The 17583-nt window shown below is 69.4% G+C and carries 16 protein-coding genes and 1 pseudogene; 3 read left to right on the forward strand and 14 right to left on the reverse strand.

Annotated elements, in window-relative coordinates; genetic code table 11:
* Positions 1-37: 37 nt before the first annotated feature.
* A pseudogene (locus ACRAWB_RS11785) lies at positions 38-727 on the forward strand (FadR/GntR family transcriptional regulator); the annotation flags it as partial.
* Positions 728-794: 67 nt separating this feature from the next.
* Here ACRAWB_RS11785 and ACRAWB_RS11790 read toward each other — a convergent pair.
* From ACRAWB_RS11790 to ACRAWB_RS11835, 10 genes are all read right to left on the reverse strand, one after another.
* Positions 795-1628, reverse strand: a complete 834-nt coding sequence (locus tag ACRAWB_RS11790) for an amidohydrolase family protein (protein ID WP_431353499.1) — start codon at positions 1626-1628, stop codon at positions 795-797.
* Entirely contained in the window at positions 1625-1963 is a 339-nt protein-coding gene (locus ACRAWB_RS11795; protein WP_431353500.1) for an L-rhamnose mutarotase, read from the reverse strand. The genes ACRAWB_RS11790 and ACRAWB_RS11795 overlap by 4 nt, the downstream gene beginning before the upstream one ends.
* Entirely contained in the window at positions 1960-3138 is a 1179-nt protein-coding gene (locus ACRAWB_RS11800; protein ID WP_431353501.1) for a mandelate racemase/muconate lactonizing enzyme family protein, read from the reverse strand. Before ACRAWB_RS11800 ends, ACRAWB_RS11795 begins: the two co-directional genes overlap by 4 nt.
* A gap of 28 nt (positions 3139-3166) precedes the next feature.
* Positions 3167-4072 (reverse strand): carbohydrate ABC transporter permease, encoded by a 906-nt coding sequence (locus tag ACRAWB_RS11805; protein WP_431353502.1) that lies wholly within the window; start codon positions 4070-4072, stop codon positions 3167-3169.
* A gap of 2 nt (positions 4073-4074) precedes the next feature.
* Positions 4075-5016 carry a carbohydrate ABC transporter permease gene (locus ACRAWB_RS11810; protein WP_431353503.1) on the reverse strand — a complete coding sequence of 314 codons (942 nt, stop codon included), beginning with the start codon at positions 5014-5016 and terminating at the stop codon, positions 4075-4077.
* A 1-nt stretch (position 5017) separates the two neighbouring features.
* Positions 5018-6391, reverse strand: coding sequence for an ABC transporter substrate-binding protein (locus ACRAWB_RS11815; RefSeq protein WP_431353504.1), 1374 nt, complete (start codon positions 6389-6391; stop codon positions 5018-5020).
* An 88-nt stretch (positions 6392-6479) separates the two neighbouring features.
* Positions 6480-7430 carry a sugar kinase gene (locus ACRAWB_RS11820; RefSeq protein ID WP_431353505.1) on the reverse strand — a complete coding sequence of 317 codons (951 nt, stop codon included), beginning with the start codon at positions 7428-7430 and terminating at the stop codon, positions 6480-6482.
* On the reverse strand, positions 7427-8032 hold the full coding sequence (gene eda / locus ACRAWB_RS11825) for a bifunctional 4-hydroxy-2-oxoglutarate aldolase/2-dehydro-3-deoxy-phosphogluconate aldolase (RefSeq protein ID WP_431353506.1): 606 nt from the start codon (positions 8030-8032) through the stop codon (positions 7427-7429). The genes ACRAWB_RS11820 and eda overlap by 4 nt, the downstream gene beginning before the upstream one ends.
* Complete coding sequence (locus ACRAWB_RS11830) at positions 8029-8790, reverse strand: SDR family oxidoreductase (RefSeq protein ID WP_431353507.1); 762 nt, start codon at positions 8788-8790, stop codon at positions 8029-8031. The genes eda and ACRAWB_RS11830 overlap by 4 nt, the downstream gene beginning before the upstream one ends.
* Positions 8787-9803 (reverse strand): zinc-dependent alcohol dehydrogenase, encoded by a 1017-nt coding sequence (locus ACRAWB_RS11835; RefSeq protein ID WP_431353508.1) that lies wholly within the window; start codon positions 9801-9803, stop codon positions 8787-8789. The genes ACRAWB_RS11830 and ACRAWB_RS11835 overlap by 4 nt, the downstream gene beginning before the upstream one ends.
* Positions 9804-9933: 130 nt before the next feature.
* Here ACRAWB_RS11835 and ACRAWB_RS11840 point away from each other — a divergent pair, with 130 nt between their 5' ends.
* Both ACRAWB_RS11840 and ACRAWB_RS11845 read left to right on the forward strand, forming a co-directional pair.
* Positions 9934-10938, forward strand: a complete 1005-nt coding sequence (locus ACRAWB_RS11840; protein ID WP_431353509.1) for an aldo/keto reductase — start codon at positions 9934-9936, stop codon at positions 10936-10938.
* Between the two features lie 128 nt (positions 10939-11066).
* A complete protein-coding gene (locus tag ACRAWB_RS11845; protein ID WP_431353510.1) occupies positions 11067-13673 on the forward strand; it encodes a right-handed parallel beta-helix repeat-containing protein in 2607 nt (868 codons plus the stop codon).
* Between the two features lie 57 nt (positions 13674-13730).
* On the opposite strand, the gene ACRAWB_RS11850 is transcribed toward ACRAWB_RS11845, so the two are convergent.
* From ACRAWB_RS11850 to ACRAWB_RS11865, 4 genes are all read right to left on the reverse strand, one after another.
* Positions 13731-14948 (reverse strand): ROK family transcriptional regulator, encoded by a 1218-nt coding sequence (locus tag ACRAWB_RS11850; RefSeq protein WP_431353511.1) that lies wholly within the window; start codon positions 14946-14948, stop codon positions 13731-13733.
* Positions 14945-15739: a substrate-binding domain-containing protein gene (locus tag ACRAWB_RS11855; RefSeq protein WP_431353512.1), complete on the reverse strand. Its 795-nt coding sequence runs from the start codon at positions 15737-15739 to the stop codon at positions 14945-14947. Before ACRAWB_RS11855 ends, ACRAWB_RS11850 begins: the two co-directional genes overlap by 4 nt.
* An 82-nt stretch (positions 15740-15821) precedes the next feature.
* A complete protein-coding gene (locus tag ACRAWB_RS11860; protein ID WP_431353513.1) occupies positions 15822-16610 on the reverse strand; it encodes a carbohydrate ABC transporter permease in 789 nt (262 codons plus the stop codon).
* Positions 16603-17583: a carbohydrate ABC transporter permease gene (locus tag ACRAWB_RS11865; RefSeq protein WP_431353514.1), complete on the reverse strand. Its 981-nt coding sequence runs from the start codon at positions 17581-17583 to the stop codon at positions 16603-16605. The genes ACRAWB_RS11860 and ACRAWB_RS11865 overlap by 8 nt, the downstream gene beginning before the upstream one ends.

A 17583-nucleotide genomic window follows, 5' to 3' on the forward strand; every position in this document is an offset into this window, starting at 1 on the left:
CCGCCTGAGAGCTCTCCCACGCGGTAAGGTCATACCTATGGTGACCGACTCCAACGCCGCGGCCCGGCTCATCCCGCAGCGGCTGCCCGCCGCCCGGCTCGGCGTCGCCGTCGTGGCCGAACTGGTCGAGCTCATCGTCACCGGCCAGCTGAAGGAGGGCGACCTGCTTCCCCCGGAGGGCCCGCTGAGCGAGCACTTCGGCGTCAGCCGGACGGTGCTCCGCGAGTCCGTGAAACGCCTCGAGGAGAAGGGGCTGGTGATCGTGTCCCAGGGACGCGGCACCCAGGTCCAGGCGCCGGGCTACTGGAACATGCTCGACCCCGTGGTGCTCTCGGCGCTCATCGATAACGACGAGAGCCTGGGCGTGCTCGACGAGCTCACGGTGGTGCGCGCGAGCCTGGAGGCGGCGATGGCGGGCGCGGTCGCGCGGTCGCACACGGCCGAGGGGTTGCGGCGCCTCGAGAACGCGCTGACTGCGATGAGGGAGAGCGAGTCGGAGACGGACTCCTTCCGGCAGGCCGATGTCGTCTTCCATTACGCACTGATGGAGATCTCCGAGAACCGGCTGGCCGAGAACATCGCCAAGCACCTGTACAAGCGGGCGGTCGAGTCGAGCCGCTATCAGGGCATCAACCCACCCGATGCCGTGGCGCTGACGCTCGACGAGCACGCCGCGATCGTCGAGGCGATCGCCAACGGGGATGCGGCGGCCGCCGAGCGCGCGATGCACGACCACATCCACATCTCGTGGGAGCGCCGCCGCCTGCCGGACCACGCCCCGGCTCGCGCAAGCCTCAGCCGAGCGAGTAGAAGCGGACGGCGTTGCCTCCGAGCAGCGCGTCCCGTTCATTCGCGGAGAGCTCGCCCACCAGCTCGTCGAAGGCAGTCCGCCATGCGGGCGCGCCGCCGCCGAGCTCGGCGAGCGGCCAGTCGGAGCCGTAGAGCAGACGGGCGGGACCGAACGCGTCCACAGCCGTCTCGAAAAGAGGGCGGACATCGTCGGCGGTCCAGCGTCCAGGCGCAAGACCGGAGGTAAGCCCGGAGACCTTCGCAGTGACGTTCGGATTCGCCGCGAGAGCGCGCAGCCCTGCCTGCCAGCGCGTCGCATCCGCATCCTCCGCGAGCGGACCGCCGAGGTGGTCGAGCACGAAGGCGACACCGTCATGCCGTGCGGCGACGCGCGCCGCCTGGTCGAGCTGCCAGTCGCGCACCACCAGATCGAACGTCAGCCCTTCACTGCCGAGCACGTCGAGGCCGGCGGCCACGTCCGCCCGCAGCAACCACTCCGGGTCATCGTCGATGTGCACGAGGTGCCGCACCCCCACCACGGGCACCGGCCCGGCACGCAGCTCGGCGAGCTGGGCGCGCACGTCGCCGGTCAGGTCCACCCACGCGACCAGCCCCGCGATCACCGTGGGGTCGCTGCGCGAGAGGCGGATGCTCTCGTCGAGGCTGTTGCTCGCCTGCACCAGGACGGCCCGGTCCATCCCGGTCGCCCCGACCATCGCGCGCAGGTCGTCCGTGCCGAAGTCCCGGTCGATGGCGGACATCGTCGCCGGGTCGATCCAGTCCTGCGGGTCCGTTGCGCGGTTCCAGAGGTGGACATGCGCGTCGATCCGCGCCGTCACGCCAGGTGCCACACTTCGTCGATCGGCTGCCAGAGGGATCCGGGGTCGCGTTCGTCCGCGATCCGCACCTGGCAGGGGTCGGTGTGCGTCCACCACTCCTGCGAGACCGGGTCGTCCGCGATCCGCTGCAGGTCCGCCGCGTGGTCGTCGCCGGTGTACTCGTAGTAGGCGAAGAGGATGTCGCCGAACACGAAGATGCTGTAGTTCCGGATGTTGCTCTCGGTCAGCTTCGCCTCGACGCCGGGCCATACGGCGCGATGCAACGCCAGATACTCCTCGCGCTTCTCGGGCCGGACGCCGACGACGAACGCGAACCGCTGCGGCTCGCCGCTCACGAGACCGGCCTCAGCGGCACGGTCGGGTCGTCGATCACGTCGGGTTCGGCGACCAGCCGTAGCGCCGCCCGTTCCGGACGGATGTGCGGACCGGTGGCGGGAGGCGCCACCGCATCCCCCGCGCCCGCCAACAGCGCCTCGTCGACGATGATGCCGATGCCCGGGCGGTCGCCGAGGACGATGCCGCCGTCGTCGAACTCCTGGTCCACATCCAGACCGATGGGGAACGAGAGGTCCTGAACCTCGTGGGTGAGCAGGTTGGGCACGGCGGCGGCCGCGTGCGCGACCGGATTCGTGTTGTAGGTGACCGGGCTCACCGGCAGGTCGTGCCCGTGGGCGAGCGTCGCGACCCGCAGGAAGTGCGTGATCCCCCAGACGTTGCCGACCTGGACGATGTCGACGGCCCCGCTGTCGAGCAGCGGACGGTACTGCTCCAGGCCCGTCAGGTTCTCACCGCTGGCGATGGCAGCGCGGATCTTGCCGCGCAGCGACGCCATGCCGGCCGCGTCCCACCGCCGCAGCGGCTCCTCCACCCAGGTCAGGTCGAGACGTTCCTCGATCGCACCGACGTAGCGGGCGGCCTGCGCATGGTTCCACGACTCGTTGACGTCGAACATGAGCGCCGGGTGCTTGGAGTTGCGGCTCAGGATGTCGCGCAGCAGCTCCAGCCGCGGCAGATCCCGGTCGAGGTCGCGGCCACCCTTCAGCTTGCCGGCCTTGAACCCGCGATCGGCGAATCGTCCGTACAGGTCGGCCAGCTCGTCGTCGGTCAGCCCGTACTCGAGGCCCGAGGCGTATCCGGGGACGAACCGCTCGCGGGCGCCGAGCATCCGCCACAGCGGCTCCTCGGCGGCCTTCGCCTTGAGGTCCCACAGCGCCATGTCGATGGCGCCGATGGTGCCGAAAGTGGAGCCGGAGTGCCCTGCCTTGAACACCCAGTCGAGCATCCGGTCGTAGAGGGCGACCACCGAACGCGGGTCCTCGCCCTCGACCGCGGGGAAGACCCGCGCGATGTCGGGGTGCGCCCCGACGCCGACGCCTTCGATCCCGCTGTCGGTCTCCAGGATCAGCACCGGAACCGGCGTCGTGTTGCCGGATTGCACGCCGTTGACGTCCCCGGTGACGCGGCCCCAGTCGTGCACGGTGTTCAGACTGCGGTAGCCCGTGATCTTCATCGGTGGTTCTCCTTCGGTGCGGGTGCGCTCATTCCTTGGTCCCTCCCGCGGTCATCCCGGACACCAGGAACCGCTGCGAGAACAGGAAGACGATGAGGACGGGCAGGATCGAGACGATCGTCGCCAGCGCCAGGGTCGGCAGCTGGACGGAGTCGGACCCCGCCGAACTCGGGTTGAAGGCCGGCGTCGCCGCGAGCAGCGAGGTCAGGCCGACCTGGATCGGATAGCCGTCGCTCGAGGGGAGCATCACGAACGGCAGGAAGAAGTTGTTCCAGTTCTGGACGAAGCTGAAGAACGCCACCAGGGCGACGATCGGAGCGGCCAGCGGCAGCGCGACCCGGGTGAACACCTGGAACTCGGTGCATCCGTCGATGCGCGCGGCCGCGAGGAGGTCGCGCGGGATGCTGGTCGAGAAGTAGATGTACGTCAGGTACACCCCGAACGGGAAGAACGACATCGGCAGGATCACAGACAGTGGATTCCCGATCAGGCCGACGGTGTTCAGCTCCAGGAAGATCGGCAGCACCAGCGCCGTGCTCGGGATGAGCATGACGACGAGGGTCAGCACGAGCAGCGCCTTGCGGAGCCGGAACTCGGTGAGCGCCAGCGCGTAGCCGGCCGGGATGCTGACGATCAGCGTGATGACCAGCGCACCGATCGAGTACAGGGCCGAGTTGCCGATCCACAGCGTCACGGCGCCGTCCTGGAAGCCGAACAGCTGGTTCCAGTTGGCCACGAAGTCCGCCCACGACCCGATCGAGAACGGGTTGGCGACGGTCAGAGCCTTGGACGACTTCGTCACAGCGAAGAGCAGCCAGACGATCGGGATAGCGAAGAACAGGACGAAGAGGACGAGGATGACGCCGGCGATGGATCGCCCGCTCCAGCCGCGCAGGTTGACGCGCCGCCGGCGTTCTGCGGTGAGTGCGGTCATGGTCATTCCTTCTCGAACAGGCCGCCGCGGGTGACGAACACCCAGGACAGCAGGAGCGCGACGATCAGCAGGAGGAGCGAGATCGCGGCGGCGCCGTTGAAGTCGTTCTGCTGGAACGCGTACTGGTAGGCGAGCTGGTTGAGCGAGTAGTCGTTGGGGACGACCGCGTTGCTCGCCTGACTGAGCAGTTGCGGCTCGACGAAGAGCTGCGTGCCGGCTGCCAACGACATCACTCCCATGTAGGCGATCCACTTGCGGAGTATCGGCAGTTGGATGCTGATCGCGATCTGCACGGCGTTCGCGCCGTCGATGCGTGCGGCCTCGAGCACTTCCGTGCTGATGTTGTTCAGAGCGCCGTACATGATCACGATCCAGCCGCCCGCTCCCGTCCAGAACGCGATGATCGCGAAGATGAGGGGAAGGTTCCCGGGCTGGATGACCTCCACGAAGCTGTTCATCCCCATCAGGCGCAGCAGCCCGCTCACCGGGCTGGCCGTCGGGTCGAGGACGAACAGCCAGAGCAGGACGCTGGACGCACCGGCGAGAGCGCCCGGCAGGTAGTAGATGAAGCGCAGTCCGGTGCTCGCCCACCGCACCCGGAGGGAGTGGACGACGAGCGCGAGCAGCACCACGAAGATCAGGAGGGCGATCAGCCAGATGACGAGGTAGAGCGTCACGTGCAGCACGGCCGGCCAGAACCGGAAGTCCGTCACTGCCGTGATGAAGTTGTCCAGGCCCGCGAAGCCGCCGTCCGCCTTGGTGAAGGCGAGCATCACGGTGTAGAGGGCGGGCAGGATCCCGAAGGCGATGGCGAGCAGGGTGTAGAGCGAGACGAAGACGTAGCCGATCGGCGTGCGCCCCGGTGCCCGTCCGCTGCGACGGGCCGACCGCCGGCGCTGTGACGCGCCGACGGCCAGCTGGTCGCTCGGTGGAGCGAGGGTCATGTCAGTTCACCTTGTATCCGTTGACCTTGGCCTGGTTCGCGATGGCCTCCTGCCAGGTGGGCAGCAGGCTCACGATCGACTTCCCGGCGGTGATGGCCGGCGTCATCGTCTTGGCCCAGACGGCCTCCTGGCTGAACGAACCGTAGCCCCAGCCGTCCCACACCTGCGAGCCGGCGGTGGCCACCGGAGCCAGCGAGGTGGCGTAGTACTTGCTGGCCTCCTGCTTGGTGATCCAGCCCTTGGCGGCGGGCGCGTAGGCCGGGTAACCCGGGGCGACCTCCACCTGGTAGTCGTCGGACGTGGTCACGAACTGCGCGAACTTCTCGGCCGCCTTCAGGTTCTTGGAATGGCTCGAGATGAACCACGTTCCGCCACCGACGTTGCCGGTGACCGCCTTGGTCTCGCCCTTCCACGGCAGCGGGTCGGCCACGCCGAGCTCACCGGCGGGGACGTTCAGCGACTGCGGGTTGTTGAAGATCGCGCCGGCGTACCAGGCGGGACCAGGCATCATCAGCACCTTGCCGGTGTAGTTCTTCACGAACTCCGGGGTGAAGACGCTCACCACGGGAACCGTCTTGTTCTCGCGCAGCGTGTCGAGGAGGCTCGCCGCGCGCTTGCACTCCGTGCTGTCCGTCTTCACCGTGACCGACTTGGGCCCGGTGACGTCGTTGGCCTGGCACTTGCTGGCCCACATGAAGACCTCGGGGGTCCAGGCGTCACCGGCGGTGCCGATGATGTAGCCCGGGTGCTCGGTCGCGACCTTCTCGCCGAGAGCCTGGTACTCCTCCCACGTCGTGGGAACGGTGTACCCGAACTTGTCCATCAGCGTCTTGTCGTACCAGAGCACGGCCTGTGCGAGGTCGTTCCGGAGGCAGTACACCTGGCCGTCGACGGTGCAGGGATTGAGCGCGCCCTCGGTGAAGTTGTCGAGGGTGTCCTTGGGGACGAGTCCCTTGTCGAGCACCGCGGCGAAGGCCTGCTTGCCATTCGTCTTCTGGCTCGCCCAGGACGCGTCGTTGTTCTGGCTCGAGAAGACCACGTCCGGCCAGCCGCTGCCTGCGCGGTCGAAGAGCTGCATCTTCGTCCGGAACGAGTTGGAGCCGTTGGCCGACCCGTCGTAGGTCACGACCTTGATCTTGGTGTCCGGGTTCGCCTTCTCGAATGCCTTCGCCGCGGCCTGACGGTCCGCGTCCACCCAGACGGTGATCGTCGAGGAGGTGTCCTGCTTGGCTTCGGGAAAGCCGTACGACCCGTTCGCCGAGCTCCCACCGGTGCTGCAACCGGTGAGAGCCAGGAGCGCCGTCGCGGCGCCAAGTGCGGCCACGGTCAGCGCCGAGCGACGGCGTGAACGCACCACAGTGTGGATTCCGACCATGAGATGTCCTTGTCTTGTCGACTTCGTTGACGACTCCGAGGAGGCGTAATCCGACTATAGAGCATACGTATTACGTTTGCCAAGCTTCCTACCGAGAGACAGGATCCGATGCCTCGAGCAGCGCGAGTTCGTCCGTTCTCGGCATGCTCTCCCAGTCCCCCAGACCCATGCACGCGAAGGCCCCGGCGGCGGTCGCCACCGTGAGGCAGTCGCGGAGGCCGTCTCCCCGGAGACGTGCCGCCAGGAAGCCGGCCACGAAGGCGTCCCCGGCGCCGACGGTGTCCACGACCGGGACCTGCAGCGCCGGATACTCGACGAGCGGGCCGCCGTCGGAGGCGACGCTTCCGAGGGCGCCGCGCTTGAGGACGGCGGTTGCCGGCCCGAGCGCGTGCATCCCGTCGATCAGCGCCGCGGGATCCGTGATCGGTTCTCCGAGAAGGAGGGCCGCCTCGTCGTCGCCGGCGAAGACCACGTCGGCGGACGCGGCGATCTCCCGATACACCGGGCCCGGGTCGCCGGTCGGCCAGAGGACCGGGCGATGGTTCACGTCGAACGAGATCGGGACGCCGCTGGACCGCGCTACGGCGAGCACCCGGCGCACCGTCTCGCGCCCCGATTCCGAGATGGACGCGGTGATGCCCGTGACGTGCACCAGGGCGGCGGCCTCGATCAGACCGTCGTCGATGTCGGCCGGCTGCAGACCGCTGCCCGCGCTCCCCGAGCGGTAGAACCACACCTTCGTCGTGTGCGGCGTGCGCTTCTCCTTGAGCATCAGCCCGGTCGGGCGGTCGGGGTCGGCGATCGGACGAGCATCCACGCCCTGACCGCGGATGTCGCGCACGACCCTCCGCCCGATCCCGTCGGCGCCGACGCGCCCGACCCAGACCGCGGGGACGCCGAGCCGGCTCAGGCCGATCGCGACGTTGCTGTCGGCACCACCGGTGCCGATCCTTGCCGTGTCGACGTCGGCGAGCCCGCCGATCTCGGCCGCGCGGAAGAGGCCCATGGTCTCGCCGAAGGTGAGGACGTGTCCCGTCATCGCACCACTCCGACGGCGGCCCGGCACAGCGCCTCGATGGCGGCGAAGTCGCCGGCGGCGATGGCCGTGCGGGGCACCATCCAGCTGCCGCCGACCGCGATCACCGAGGGCAGCGCAAGATACGCGGGGGCGCGGTCGGCGTCGATGCCGCCCGTCGGGACGAATTCGAGCTCGGGGAAGACGGACGACAGCGCCGAGAGGGCGGCGGGACCGCCGGACGATTCCGCCGGGAAGAACTTCAGCGTGCGCAGGCCGAGGGACCGAGCGCGCATCGCCTCGGTCGCGGTCGCCACTCCCGGCACGGCCTGCACGCGGCGGCGCTCGCACACCGCGACGACGGCGTCGGACAGGCCGGGGCTCACGACGAAGGCCGCCCCCGCGTCGATCGCCGCCTCGGCCTGCTCCGGCTCGAGAACCGTTCCGACGCCCACGGTGATCCCCGGGATCGCGCTCATGGTGCGCAAGGCGCCGAGGGCCGCGGCGGTCCGCAGCGTGATCTCGGCCTGCCTGATGCCGCCGGCGACCAGGGCGCGGGCCAGCGGCTCCGCGTCGCGCGCGTCGTCGATCACCACGACCGGCAGGATCGGTTCGAAGTCCGTCATCGCCCGAGCCACCCTCCATCGACGGGCAGGATCGTGCCCGAGACGTAGCGGGCTGCATCCGAGGCGAGGAACACCGCTGCACCGCCGAGGTCTTCGGGCGTGCCCCACCGCCCGGCCGGGATCCGCTCGAGGATGGACCGCGAACGATCCGGATCGTCCTGGAGCGCCTGGGTGTTGTCGGTCGCGATGTAACCGGGCGCGATGCCGTTCACCGTCACGCCCCTGCCTGCCCACTCATTGGACAGCGCGCGGACCAGGCCGGCGACCCCCGACTTCGCCGCCGCGTAGCCGGGGACGGTGATGCCGCCCTGGAACGACAGCAGAGAGGCCGTGAAGACGATCCGCCCGCTGCCGGCTTCGAGCATCCGGCGGCCCAGCGCCTGGCTGAGCACGAAGCCGCTGGTGAGATCCACCTCCAGCACCTCGTCGAACCAGTCGAGCGGATGCTCGGCGGCGGGTGCGCGACGGATGGTGCCCGCATTGTTGACGAGGATGTCGGCGGCCCGATCGCGCTCGGAGAGCCCGGCGGCGAGGGCGGTCACCTGTGCACGGTCGGCAAAGTCGACGCGGTGTCCCTCGAAGCTCCGCCCGAGCGAGCGCACCCGGTCGCCGATGGCCGACGACGCCGGGTCCAGCGTCGCGGACACCCCGATGATGTCGGCGCCCGCCTCCGCCAGCGCCTCCGCTATCGCGAACCCGATCCCCCGCTTGGCTCCGGTGACGACAGCGAGCCGGCCGGTCAGGTCGAAGCCGTTCATCGGGCGACCTCCACGAGGATCTTCATCGCGCCTCCGGACTCCAGCGCCTCGAATGCGGACGCGGTCTCGGCCAGCGGCACGACCCGGGTGATCAGACGGTCGGCAGGGATGTCCCCGGCCGCCACGAGCTCGATCGCCTTCTCGAAGTCCTCGCGCTGGTACACGCGTGCTCCGAGGATGCGCAGCTCGCGCCAGAAGAGCCGGTGCAGGTCGATCGGCCGCGGCTGCGAGTGGATGGCGACGACGACGAGCGTGCCTCGCACCTTCGCGAGCGACGTCGCACCCAGCACGGCGGCCGCCGAGCCGGAGACCTCGAACACGACGTCGGCGCCCGCTCCGCCCGTCCACTCCTCGACCCAGGCGACCTGGTCGACGGCGCTCGGGTCGAGGGTGCGGAGACCCATCGCCTCGGCGGCCGCGCGGCGTCCGGGGTCGATCTCCGCGATAACCACCTCGGCGCCGAAGGCGGTCGCGACCGTGGCGATCAGCACGCCGATCGGCCCCGCACCGATGACGACCGCCCGGTCCCCGGGGGCGAGCTCGGAGCGGCGCACGTCGTGAACCGCCACCGCGACGGGCTCGACCAGCGCCGCATTCCGCAGCGACACTCCGTCGGGCAGGCGGACGAGCGTCGACGCCGGGACGTTCCAGCTCTGCTGGAGGGCGCCGGGGCTGTCGATGCCGATGAAGTCGAGGTTCTGGCAGATGTGCTCGTTGCCGGCCAGGCAGGCCGGACATGTACCGTCCCACGCGAGCGGCATGACGGTGACGGCGTCGCCGACCGCCCATCCCTCGACACCCGGCCCGATCTCCGCGATGGTGCCGGACATCTCGTGGCCGATCGTCGCCGGCTTCGTGACCCGCGCGTCCATGTCGCCGTGGAAGACGTGCAGATCCGTGCCGCAGATGCCGACGTAGGCCACGGCGACGCGGACCTCCCCCGGCCGGAGCTCGGCCGCCTCCCGCTCCTCGATCGTGATCGTGCGCTCGCCTACGTAGTTCGCCGCCAACATCGCCGGCCGCTCCTTCCTGCCACCGCCGTCCTCGTCGGACCGGGAGTGACGTCCTCGTCTCGAATTATCCAAACATAATACGTATGCTGAAAGGAAGCGATCCTGCTCCACCGACGAAGAAGGCCCCGCGATGACCTCGACACTGCCCACCCGCTCACTGCGGACCGGAACCGCCCTCACCGAGCTGGGGTTCGGCGCCGCCCAGCTCGGGAACCTCTTCCGCGAGACCACCGACGAGGAGGCTCGGGACGCGGTGACCGCCGCCTGGGACGGCGGACTGCGGTACTTCGACACCGCACCGCACTACGGGCTCGGGCTGTCGGAGCAGCGGCTGGGCAGAGCCCTCGCCGCCAGGCCGCGCGACCGCCTGGCCCTTTCCTCCAAGGTCGGCCGGCTGCTGGTCGAGAGCCCCGGCACCGCAGACCGGCTGGACGACGACGGGTTCGTCGTGCCGGCCGCCACGCGGCGAGTGTGGGACTTCAGCCGCGACGGCATCCTCCGCTCGGTGGAGCAGTCGCTCGCCCGCCTCGGGACCGACTGGCTCGACATCGCCTATCTGCACGACCCCGACGACCACTGGGAGTCCGCCTCCACCACCGGGATCGACGCCCTCGTCGAGCTGCGGGAGCAGGGGGTCGTCGGTGCGATCGGCGCCGGGATGAACCAGTCGGCCATGCTCGCGGAGTTCGTCCGCCGCACCGACGTCGATGTCGTGATGGTCGCCGGGAGGTTCACCCTGCTCGACGGCGCCGCGCTGGGCGGCCTGCTCCCCGCCGCGCAGGAACGGGGCGTCGGGGTCGTCGCCGCCGCGGTCTACAACTCGGGACTGCTCAGCTCGGAGCAGGTCGATCCGAACGCGCATTTCGACTACGGCTCGGCTCCTGCCGAGGTGATCGAGCGCGCTCAGCGCATCGCAGACGTCTGCCGCGCCCACGGCGTCAGCCTTCCGGCCGCGGCCGTCCAGTACCCGCTCCGGCATCCGGCCGTCGTCTCCGTCGTGACCGGGATGCGCACCGCGGCCCATGTTCGCAGCACACTCGAGCGCTACCGCGCCGACATCCCCGAAGCCCTCTGGGAGGAGCTGGATGCCGCCGGACTGGCCCCCGATCCGGCCATGGCCGCTACGCAACGGTAAACATCATACGTCTCTTGATTTAAACATCATACGTATGCTAACCCTGTTCTGGGGGCATCGAGGCCTCCCACGAACAGGAAGCGATCGAATATGACATCGACGTCAGTCTCGCGACGATCGACGACCAGGTGGAGGGGAGGCCGGCACTGCTGGCCATCCTCGGCGCCGGCGTCGTCATCGCCTCCGCGCTCATCCCGCTCCGGGCCGAAGCCGCTCCATCGACCATCTTCTACGCAGCCCCCGACGGCAAGGACGCCGGGCACTGCAGCCAGTCCATGCCCTGCTCGCTGGAGCGGGCGCAGCACGTCCTCAAGCCGTCGATCAAGCACGGCGACGTCACCGTCCAGTTGGCGGACGGCACCTACCGACTGGACAAGCCCCTGACCTTCGACGCCGGCGACGGCGGCGGGCAGAACACGGTCACCTGGACGGCGGCGCCCGGTGCCCACCCCGTCATCACTGGGGCCTCCGCCGTCACCGGCTGGACCGCGTCCTCGGCGGGCGCGGGCATCTGGGAGGCGCCGACCCCGGCCGGCCTCGACACGCGCCAGCTCTACGTTAACGGCACCATCGCGCCGCGCGCATCGATCCGCCTCGCGAACTCGGACGTGACCCCGACGGCCACCGGGCTGACCATCAAGAACCCCGCGCTCGGCTATCTGGCGAGCCTGCCGGACCAGTCGCGCATCGAGTTCGAGTCGCTGGGCGACTTCACCAACCGCTACTCGCCCGTGCAGAGCATCAGCAGCACGGAGATCACGATGGCGCAGCCGGCGTGGGACAACAACACGTGGGGCTGGGACACCGTCCAGAACTCGTTCCTTGCGGGTCCCAGCTGGTACCTGGACAACTCGCTCGCGTTCCTCACGCGACCGGGCCAGTGGTACATCGACCCGAGCGGCGGGAAGCTCTACTACAAGCCGGCCGCTGGGGTGGACCCCAACTCGCTCGACATCGAGCTGCCCCGCCTGCAGTCGCTGATCAGCATTGGCGGCACCTATGACCAGCCGGTCAGCGGGCTCGCGTTCTCCGGCATCCAGTTCTCGGGCACCTCGTGGCTCGGACCGTCGACCGACGGCTACGCCGACCAGCAGAACGGCCTCTTCATCAAGGGCACGTACGACTACCGCCCCGCCGACGCCTTCACCAGCTGCTCGCGCGGTTGCGAGATGTTCGAGCGGGCGCGCACTAGCTGGTTCCAGGAGCCGTCCGCCGTGCAGGTCTCGGCCGCCAGCCGGGTCTCCTTCACCGGCAACACCTTCACCAACCTCGGCTCCTCGGCGCTCGGCATCGGGAACGACGCCAACGCGACGACGACCGGTGTGGGATACGGCGCCAGCGACATCCAGGTGGTGGGCAATCGCTTCATGGAGGACAGCGGCCACGGCGTGGCCGTCGGGGGCGTGCTGCCGGACGCTCACCACCCGAGCGACCCGCGGATGACGAACCAGGACATCACGATCCAGGACAACACGATCGACCACGTCTCGGTGGACTACAAGGACAACAGCGGCATCCTGAGCACCTACGTCACGCGGGCCAAGATCCTGCACAACGAGGTGTCCAACGTCCCCTATGACGGCATCGACACCGGGTACGGCTGGGGCATCAACGACGCGGGCGGCTCGAACGACTACGTCGACCGCGGCTACTACAAGTGGAACACGCTCTACACGACGCCCACAACACTGAAGGACAACACCGTCGAGGGCAACCTCGTGCACAACACGAAGGCGCGCTTCGCCGACGGCGGCTCGGTCTACAACCTCTCCGCCAGCCCCGGATCGGTGGTCGACAAGAACTACCTGTTCAACATCTCGGGCGTCGGGCTCTACCTCGACGAGGGATCGCGCTCGATGCTGTACCAGAACAACGTGGTGCAGGGCGGCTCGTTCGTCTTCACCAACGCGTACAGCCTGCGGAACAACACGAGCGACAACACCATCCGCGACAACTGGTACAACTCGGGCGGCATCTCGGCACCGAACGCCGCCGCGCACAACAACACGCTGGTGAACAACGTGAAGGTGACCGGCACGAACTGGCCGGCGGGAGCGCGCGACGTCATCTGCGCCGCGGGTGTCGCGCCGCAGTACCGCACGTCGCTCAACGCCAACCAGTTCGGGTTCGTCGGGTGCCCGGTGGATGCGCCGGTCTCCGGCCTGTCGACGGCGGGTTCCTCCGCAGTCAGCTCCTACTTCGGGCAGGCCGGTGACGCCTACGGCATCGCCGCCGCTGGAGCGGACGTCTGGGGCGCGGGCGGCCAGCACTCCGACCAGTTCGGGGCGATCTACAAGGCCGGGTCGTTCACCGCGAACGCCACGGTCTCGGCCCGGGTCGTGTCGGTGAACGACGCGAACTCCTCGGCGAAGTCCGGGGTGATGGTCCGCAACGACATCACGAAGGCTGGCGCATCGGCCGGCTACGCGGTCGTCGCGGTGACCGCACGCAACGGTGTCGTGTTCGAGTGGGATGCCAACGGCGACGGCTACCTGGACTCGGAGGCGAAGGCGTCCGTCGACGTCTTCCGTCCGATCTGGGTGCAGCTCACCCGGACTGGCTCCGCGTTCACCGCGTCGTACTCGTACGACGGCGCGAACTACGTGCCGATCGGCGCGCCGGTGACCCTCGCCTCGGCGACGGCAACGCAGGACGCGGGGATCTTCTCCACCTCGCACGATGTCACCCAGTCGGCGATCAACCAGTTCGACGGACTGTCGATCACGGCCGAGTAGTACCGCACAGCGTGAGGGCGGCGGAGACATCCGCCGCCCTCACTGCTGCCCGGGCGGCTACCGCCCCGGCGCCGCGTGCGGCGTCAGCGCGTGCTGCAGCGCGAGCGTCGCGGCACCGCCGGCCGCCGCATCCAGCCCCGGGTCCGCCAGTTCGATGAGCACCGGGTGGATGCCGCGCGTGCGGGCGAACTGCGCCACGTACTCGCGGATCTCCCGCACGTAGATCGCGCCGGCGTCCGCGAAGCCGGGGCCGGCGAGGACGATGCGGTCGAGGTCGAGCACGTTGACGATCGAGAGCACCGCCGCCGCCACGTAGCGGGCGGACCGCTTGATCAGCTCGCAACAGCGTGGCTCGCCCTGGGCCGCGGCCCGCGCGATCGCCTCGAAGTCGCCGCGGAACCGCTGCGGGTCGCCGGTCAGCCCCAGCTGCGCGGCCAGGTCCGCATCCTTCAGCGCCTCGGCGACCACCGCGCGCGGCGCCGCCAGCATCTCCAGGCAGCCGCGGGCGCCGCACCAGCATTGGGGACCGTCGATGTCGATCACCATGTGACCGATCTCGCCGACGTTCGACGAGGCGCCGCGAGCGACGCTGCCGCCGACCATGAGGCCCAGGCCGAAGCCGTTCGACAGGTAGAGCGTGGCGAAGTCCTGCGTCGCCGGGATGCGGCCGGCCCAGTACTGGCCGAGGGCCGCGCAGGCGGCGTCGTTGTCGCGGACCACCGGGAGGCCGATCTTCGGCTCCAGCGCCTTGTTGAGCGCGAACGACTCCCACTCGGTGGATGTGATGGAGAGGCGTTCGGCGCCGGCGCCCAGGTCGAGACCGGCGCCGGCGACGCCCACTCCGACGACGGACTCCGGCTGGATGTCGAGCTGCACCAGGAGCTGGCCGAGTTCGCGCGCGATGCGCACCACATCCTCCATCGGATCCGCCTGCTCGATGCCCGGCGAGACCAACCGGCCGATCACGTTGCCGGAGAGGTCGGTCACGACGTACGTCAGGCGCCCGGCATCGAGCGAGAGGCCGACGGCGTACCGCGCGTTGGCGTTCAGTTCGAGGAGGCTGCTGCGCTTGCCCCCGGTGGACTCGCTGAACCCGGTCTCGATGACGAGGCCGTCCTCGATCAGCGACTTCACGATGCGGGTGATCGACGTGGCGGTCAGGCCGGAGCGCTCCGCCAGCTCTGTGCGCGTGACGGTGCCGCCCGAGCGGACCATGTCGAGGATCGCGCTGCGCGTGTTCGCCGACGACGGCCCCAGCCGCCGCGCCGCGCTCACGACGTCTCCCGGACGACGACCACGGGCTCCGGCGCCGCGACCGGACGGACGCCGCCGTCGTGGATGGCGGCGAGCGCCGCCGAGCCCAGCAGCGCCCCGATCTCACGGCCGTGCCGGTCGATCGCCGTGATCGGGCGGCTCGCGCTCTGACACACGAGGGAATCGCTCCAGCAGATCAGGGCCACCGCCTCCGGCACCGGGATGCCGTGCTCCTCGAGCGCGTCGAGCGCCGCGACGGCGTCGTGGTCGGTGTCGAAGACGAGTGCGATCGGGTCGTCGACGGAGCTCTCCGCGCCGAGCCGGATGACCTCGCCGACCACGTCGGTCGCCTGCACGGTCTCGATCGCGCGCTCTCCCGAGCGCACCCCGCCCACGAGCGGCTCCGGCACGAGCTGGCTGGTCAGGTAGACCCAGCGGCGCGCCGGATGCGCGTCCAAATAACTGATGAGGGCACGGGACGCCGCGGCCGGATCCACGGTCACCGCCGGGTAGTCGAGGTCGCCGTCCGCGGGAGCGAGCACGACGAACGGCATGTCGATCTGCCGCAGCAGCCGGATGCGCGCGTCGGCCTCGTCCGCACCCAGCACGATCACGCCGGCGATGCCGCCGACGCGCGCCCACAGGCGGTACGTCTTCAGCTCCGACTCCTCGTCGTCGACCGACCGCGTGATGAAGCGCATCCCTGCGGCGAGCAGGGGCGCCGCGATCGAGCGGACGATCGCGGAGGCGAGTGGGTCGCGGTCCCGGCCGTGCCGGATCACGAGCCCGATGGACGCCGACGCATCCGTCATCGCACCGCACCCCCTTCCGTCCTCGGCACTGCGACCTCTAGGCAGTCTGCCCGATCCACCGCTCCCTCCACGACTCGACCCGTCACTTGATCGCGCCCGCCGCCATCCCGCGCTCGAACTGACGTTGGAGCGCGATGTAGGCGATGATCGTCGGGATCGCGGTGATCACCGAGGCGGCGAGGATCTTCGGCGTGTCGTCGTTGTACTGGCGGCGGAAGAACTCCGGCAGCTGGGTGACCACGCCCATCCCGTCGTCGATGAGGAAGACCTTCGGCAGGAGGTACGAGTTCCACGCGTAGATCAGCACCAGCACCATGAGGGCCACGGCGATCGGACGCGACAGCGGCACGAGGATCGACCAGAACACGCGCCAGGTGCTCGCGCCGTCGATCCGCGCGGCCTCGAACACCGCGTCCGGGATGCCGTCGACGTACCCGCGCGCGATCAGCACGGTGAACGGGATCTGCAGCGCGGCGATCGGCAGGATCACCGACCAGTAGGTGCCGAGCAAGCCGAGCTTGACCGCCGTCGTATAAAGAGGAGCGATCAGCACGACCTCGGGCAGCGTGAGGGCCGCCATCATCAGCCAGAAGTAGACCTCCTTGCCGCGCACCCGCAGCTTGGAGAACCCGAACGCGGCCGCGAGGGTCGCCAGGTAGACGATGGCGATGGAGACGACCGCGATGATGATCGTGTTGAGGAAGAACTTGGGGAAGCCGGGCACGTTCACGACGGCGACGTAGTTGCCCCAGCCGGAGCCCTCGAAGCTCGTCTGCAGCATCGCGATCAGCGGGATCACGAACGGCACGACGGCGACGGTCAGCACCAACTGCAGGAGGATGCGCGAGCGGCGGGAACGGGTCTCAAACATCGGCGGCCTCCTTGCGGCGCGGCTTGATCCGGGGAAGGCGTTCGCGTCCACGAAGCTGCATGAAGACGGACACGGCGATCGCGATGATCAGCACCAGGATGGACAGCGCCGACGCGTAGCCCAGGTTGCGATCGCTGCTCGCCGTCTCGGCGTAGATCATGGTTCCGAGGAATTCGGACGAGTGCGCCGGGCCGCCCTGCGTGATCAGCCACGGGCTGTCGAAGAGCTTCAGGGCGGTGATGAAGTTCAGGATGGCCAGCGACACGATGATCGGCCGCAGGCTGGGCAGGACGATCGAGAACAGGATGCGGAAGTTGCCCGCGCCGTCCAGCCGCCCGGCCTCGATGAGCTCGGGGTCGATCTGCGCCATGCCGGCGTAGATGAGGATGAAGCCGTAGCCGATCGCGCCCCAGCATCCCACCATGGTCACGACGAGCAGCGAGGTCGTCGACTGCCCGATCCACGGCTGCTCGAGGCCTGCGAGCCCGAAGAAGCCGAGGATCTTGTTGACCGTGCCGTCGCTCTGCCAGACCTGGACGTGGGCCGGGGCCAGGGTGGCGGGCGCCACCACGACGGGGATGACGACGAGCACCTTGTAGAGGTTCGCGAAGCGGATCTTGGAGTGCATGGCGGCGGCGAACAGAGTCCCGCCGGCCACCTGCACCGCGAACACCACGACGAAGTAGATGAGCGTGTTGCGCAGCGCGGTCCAGAGCACCGGGTCCGCCAGCGCGGTGATGTAGTTGCCGAAGCCGACCGGCGTCATCAGCGCCCGGCCGCCGGGCCAGTCGAAGAACGACAGGTAGCCCGAGTAGATGATGCTGTAGTAGATCAGGCCGACGGAGATGGCGAACGCCGGAAGGATCCAGCGCACGCCCCCGGGGAGGAGGCGGGCGCGCCGCTTGGCGCGCCCGCCCCTCTGCACCGCAGGGGTCTGTCGGGCGGATCCGATCTCGAGATCCGTGACGGCCAT

Origin of the sequence: Leifsonia poae (genome assembly GCF_050632865.1) — a bacterium.
In the GTDB taxonomy this organism is placed as follows: domain Bacteria; phylum Actinomycetota; class Actinomycetes; order Actinomycetales; family Microbacteriaceae; genus Leifsonia; species Leifsonia poae_B.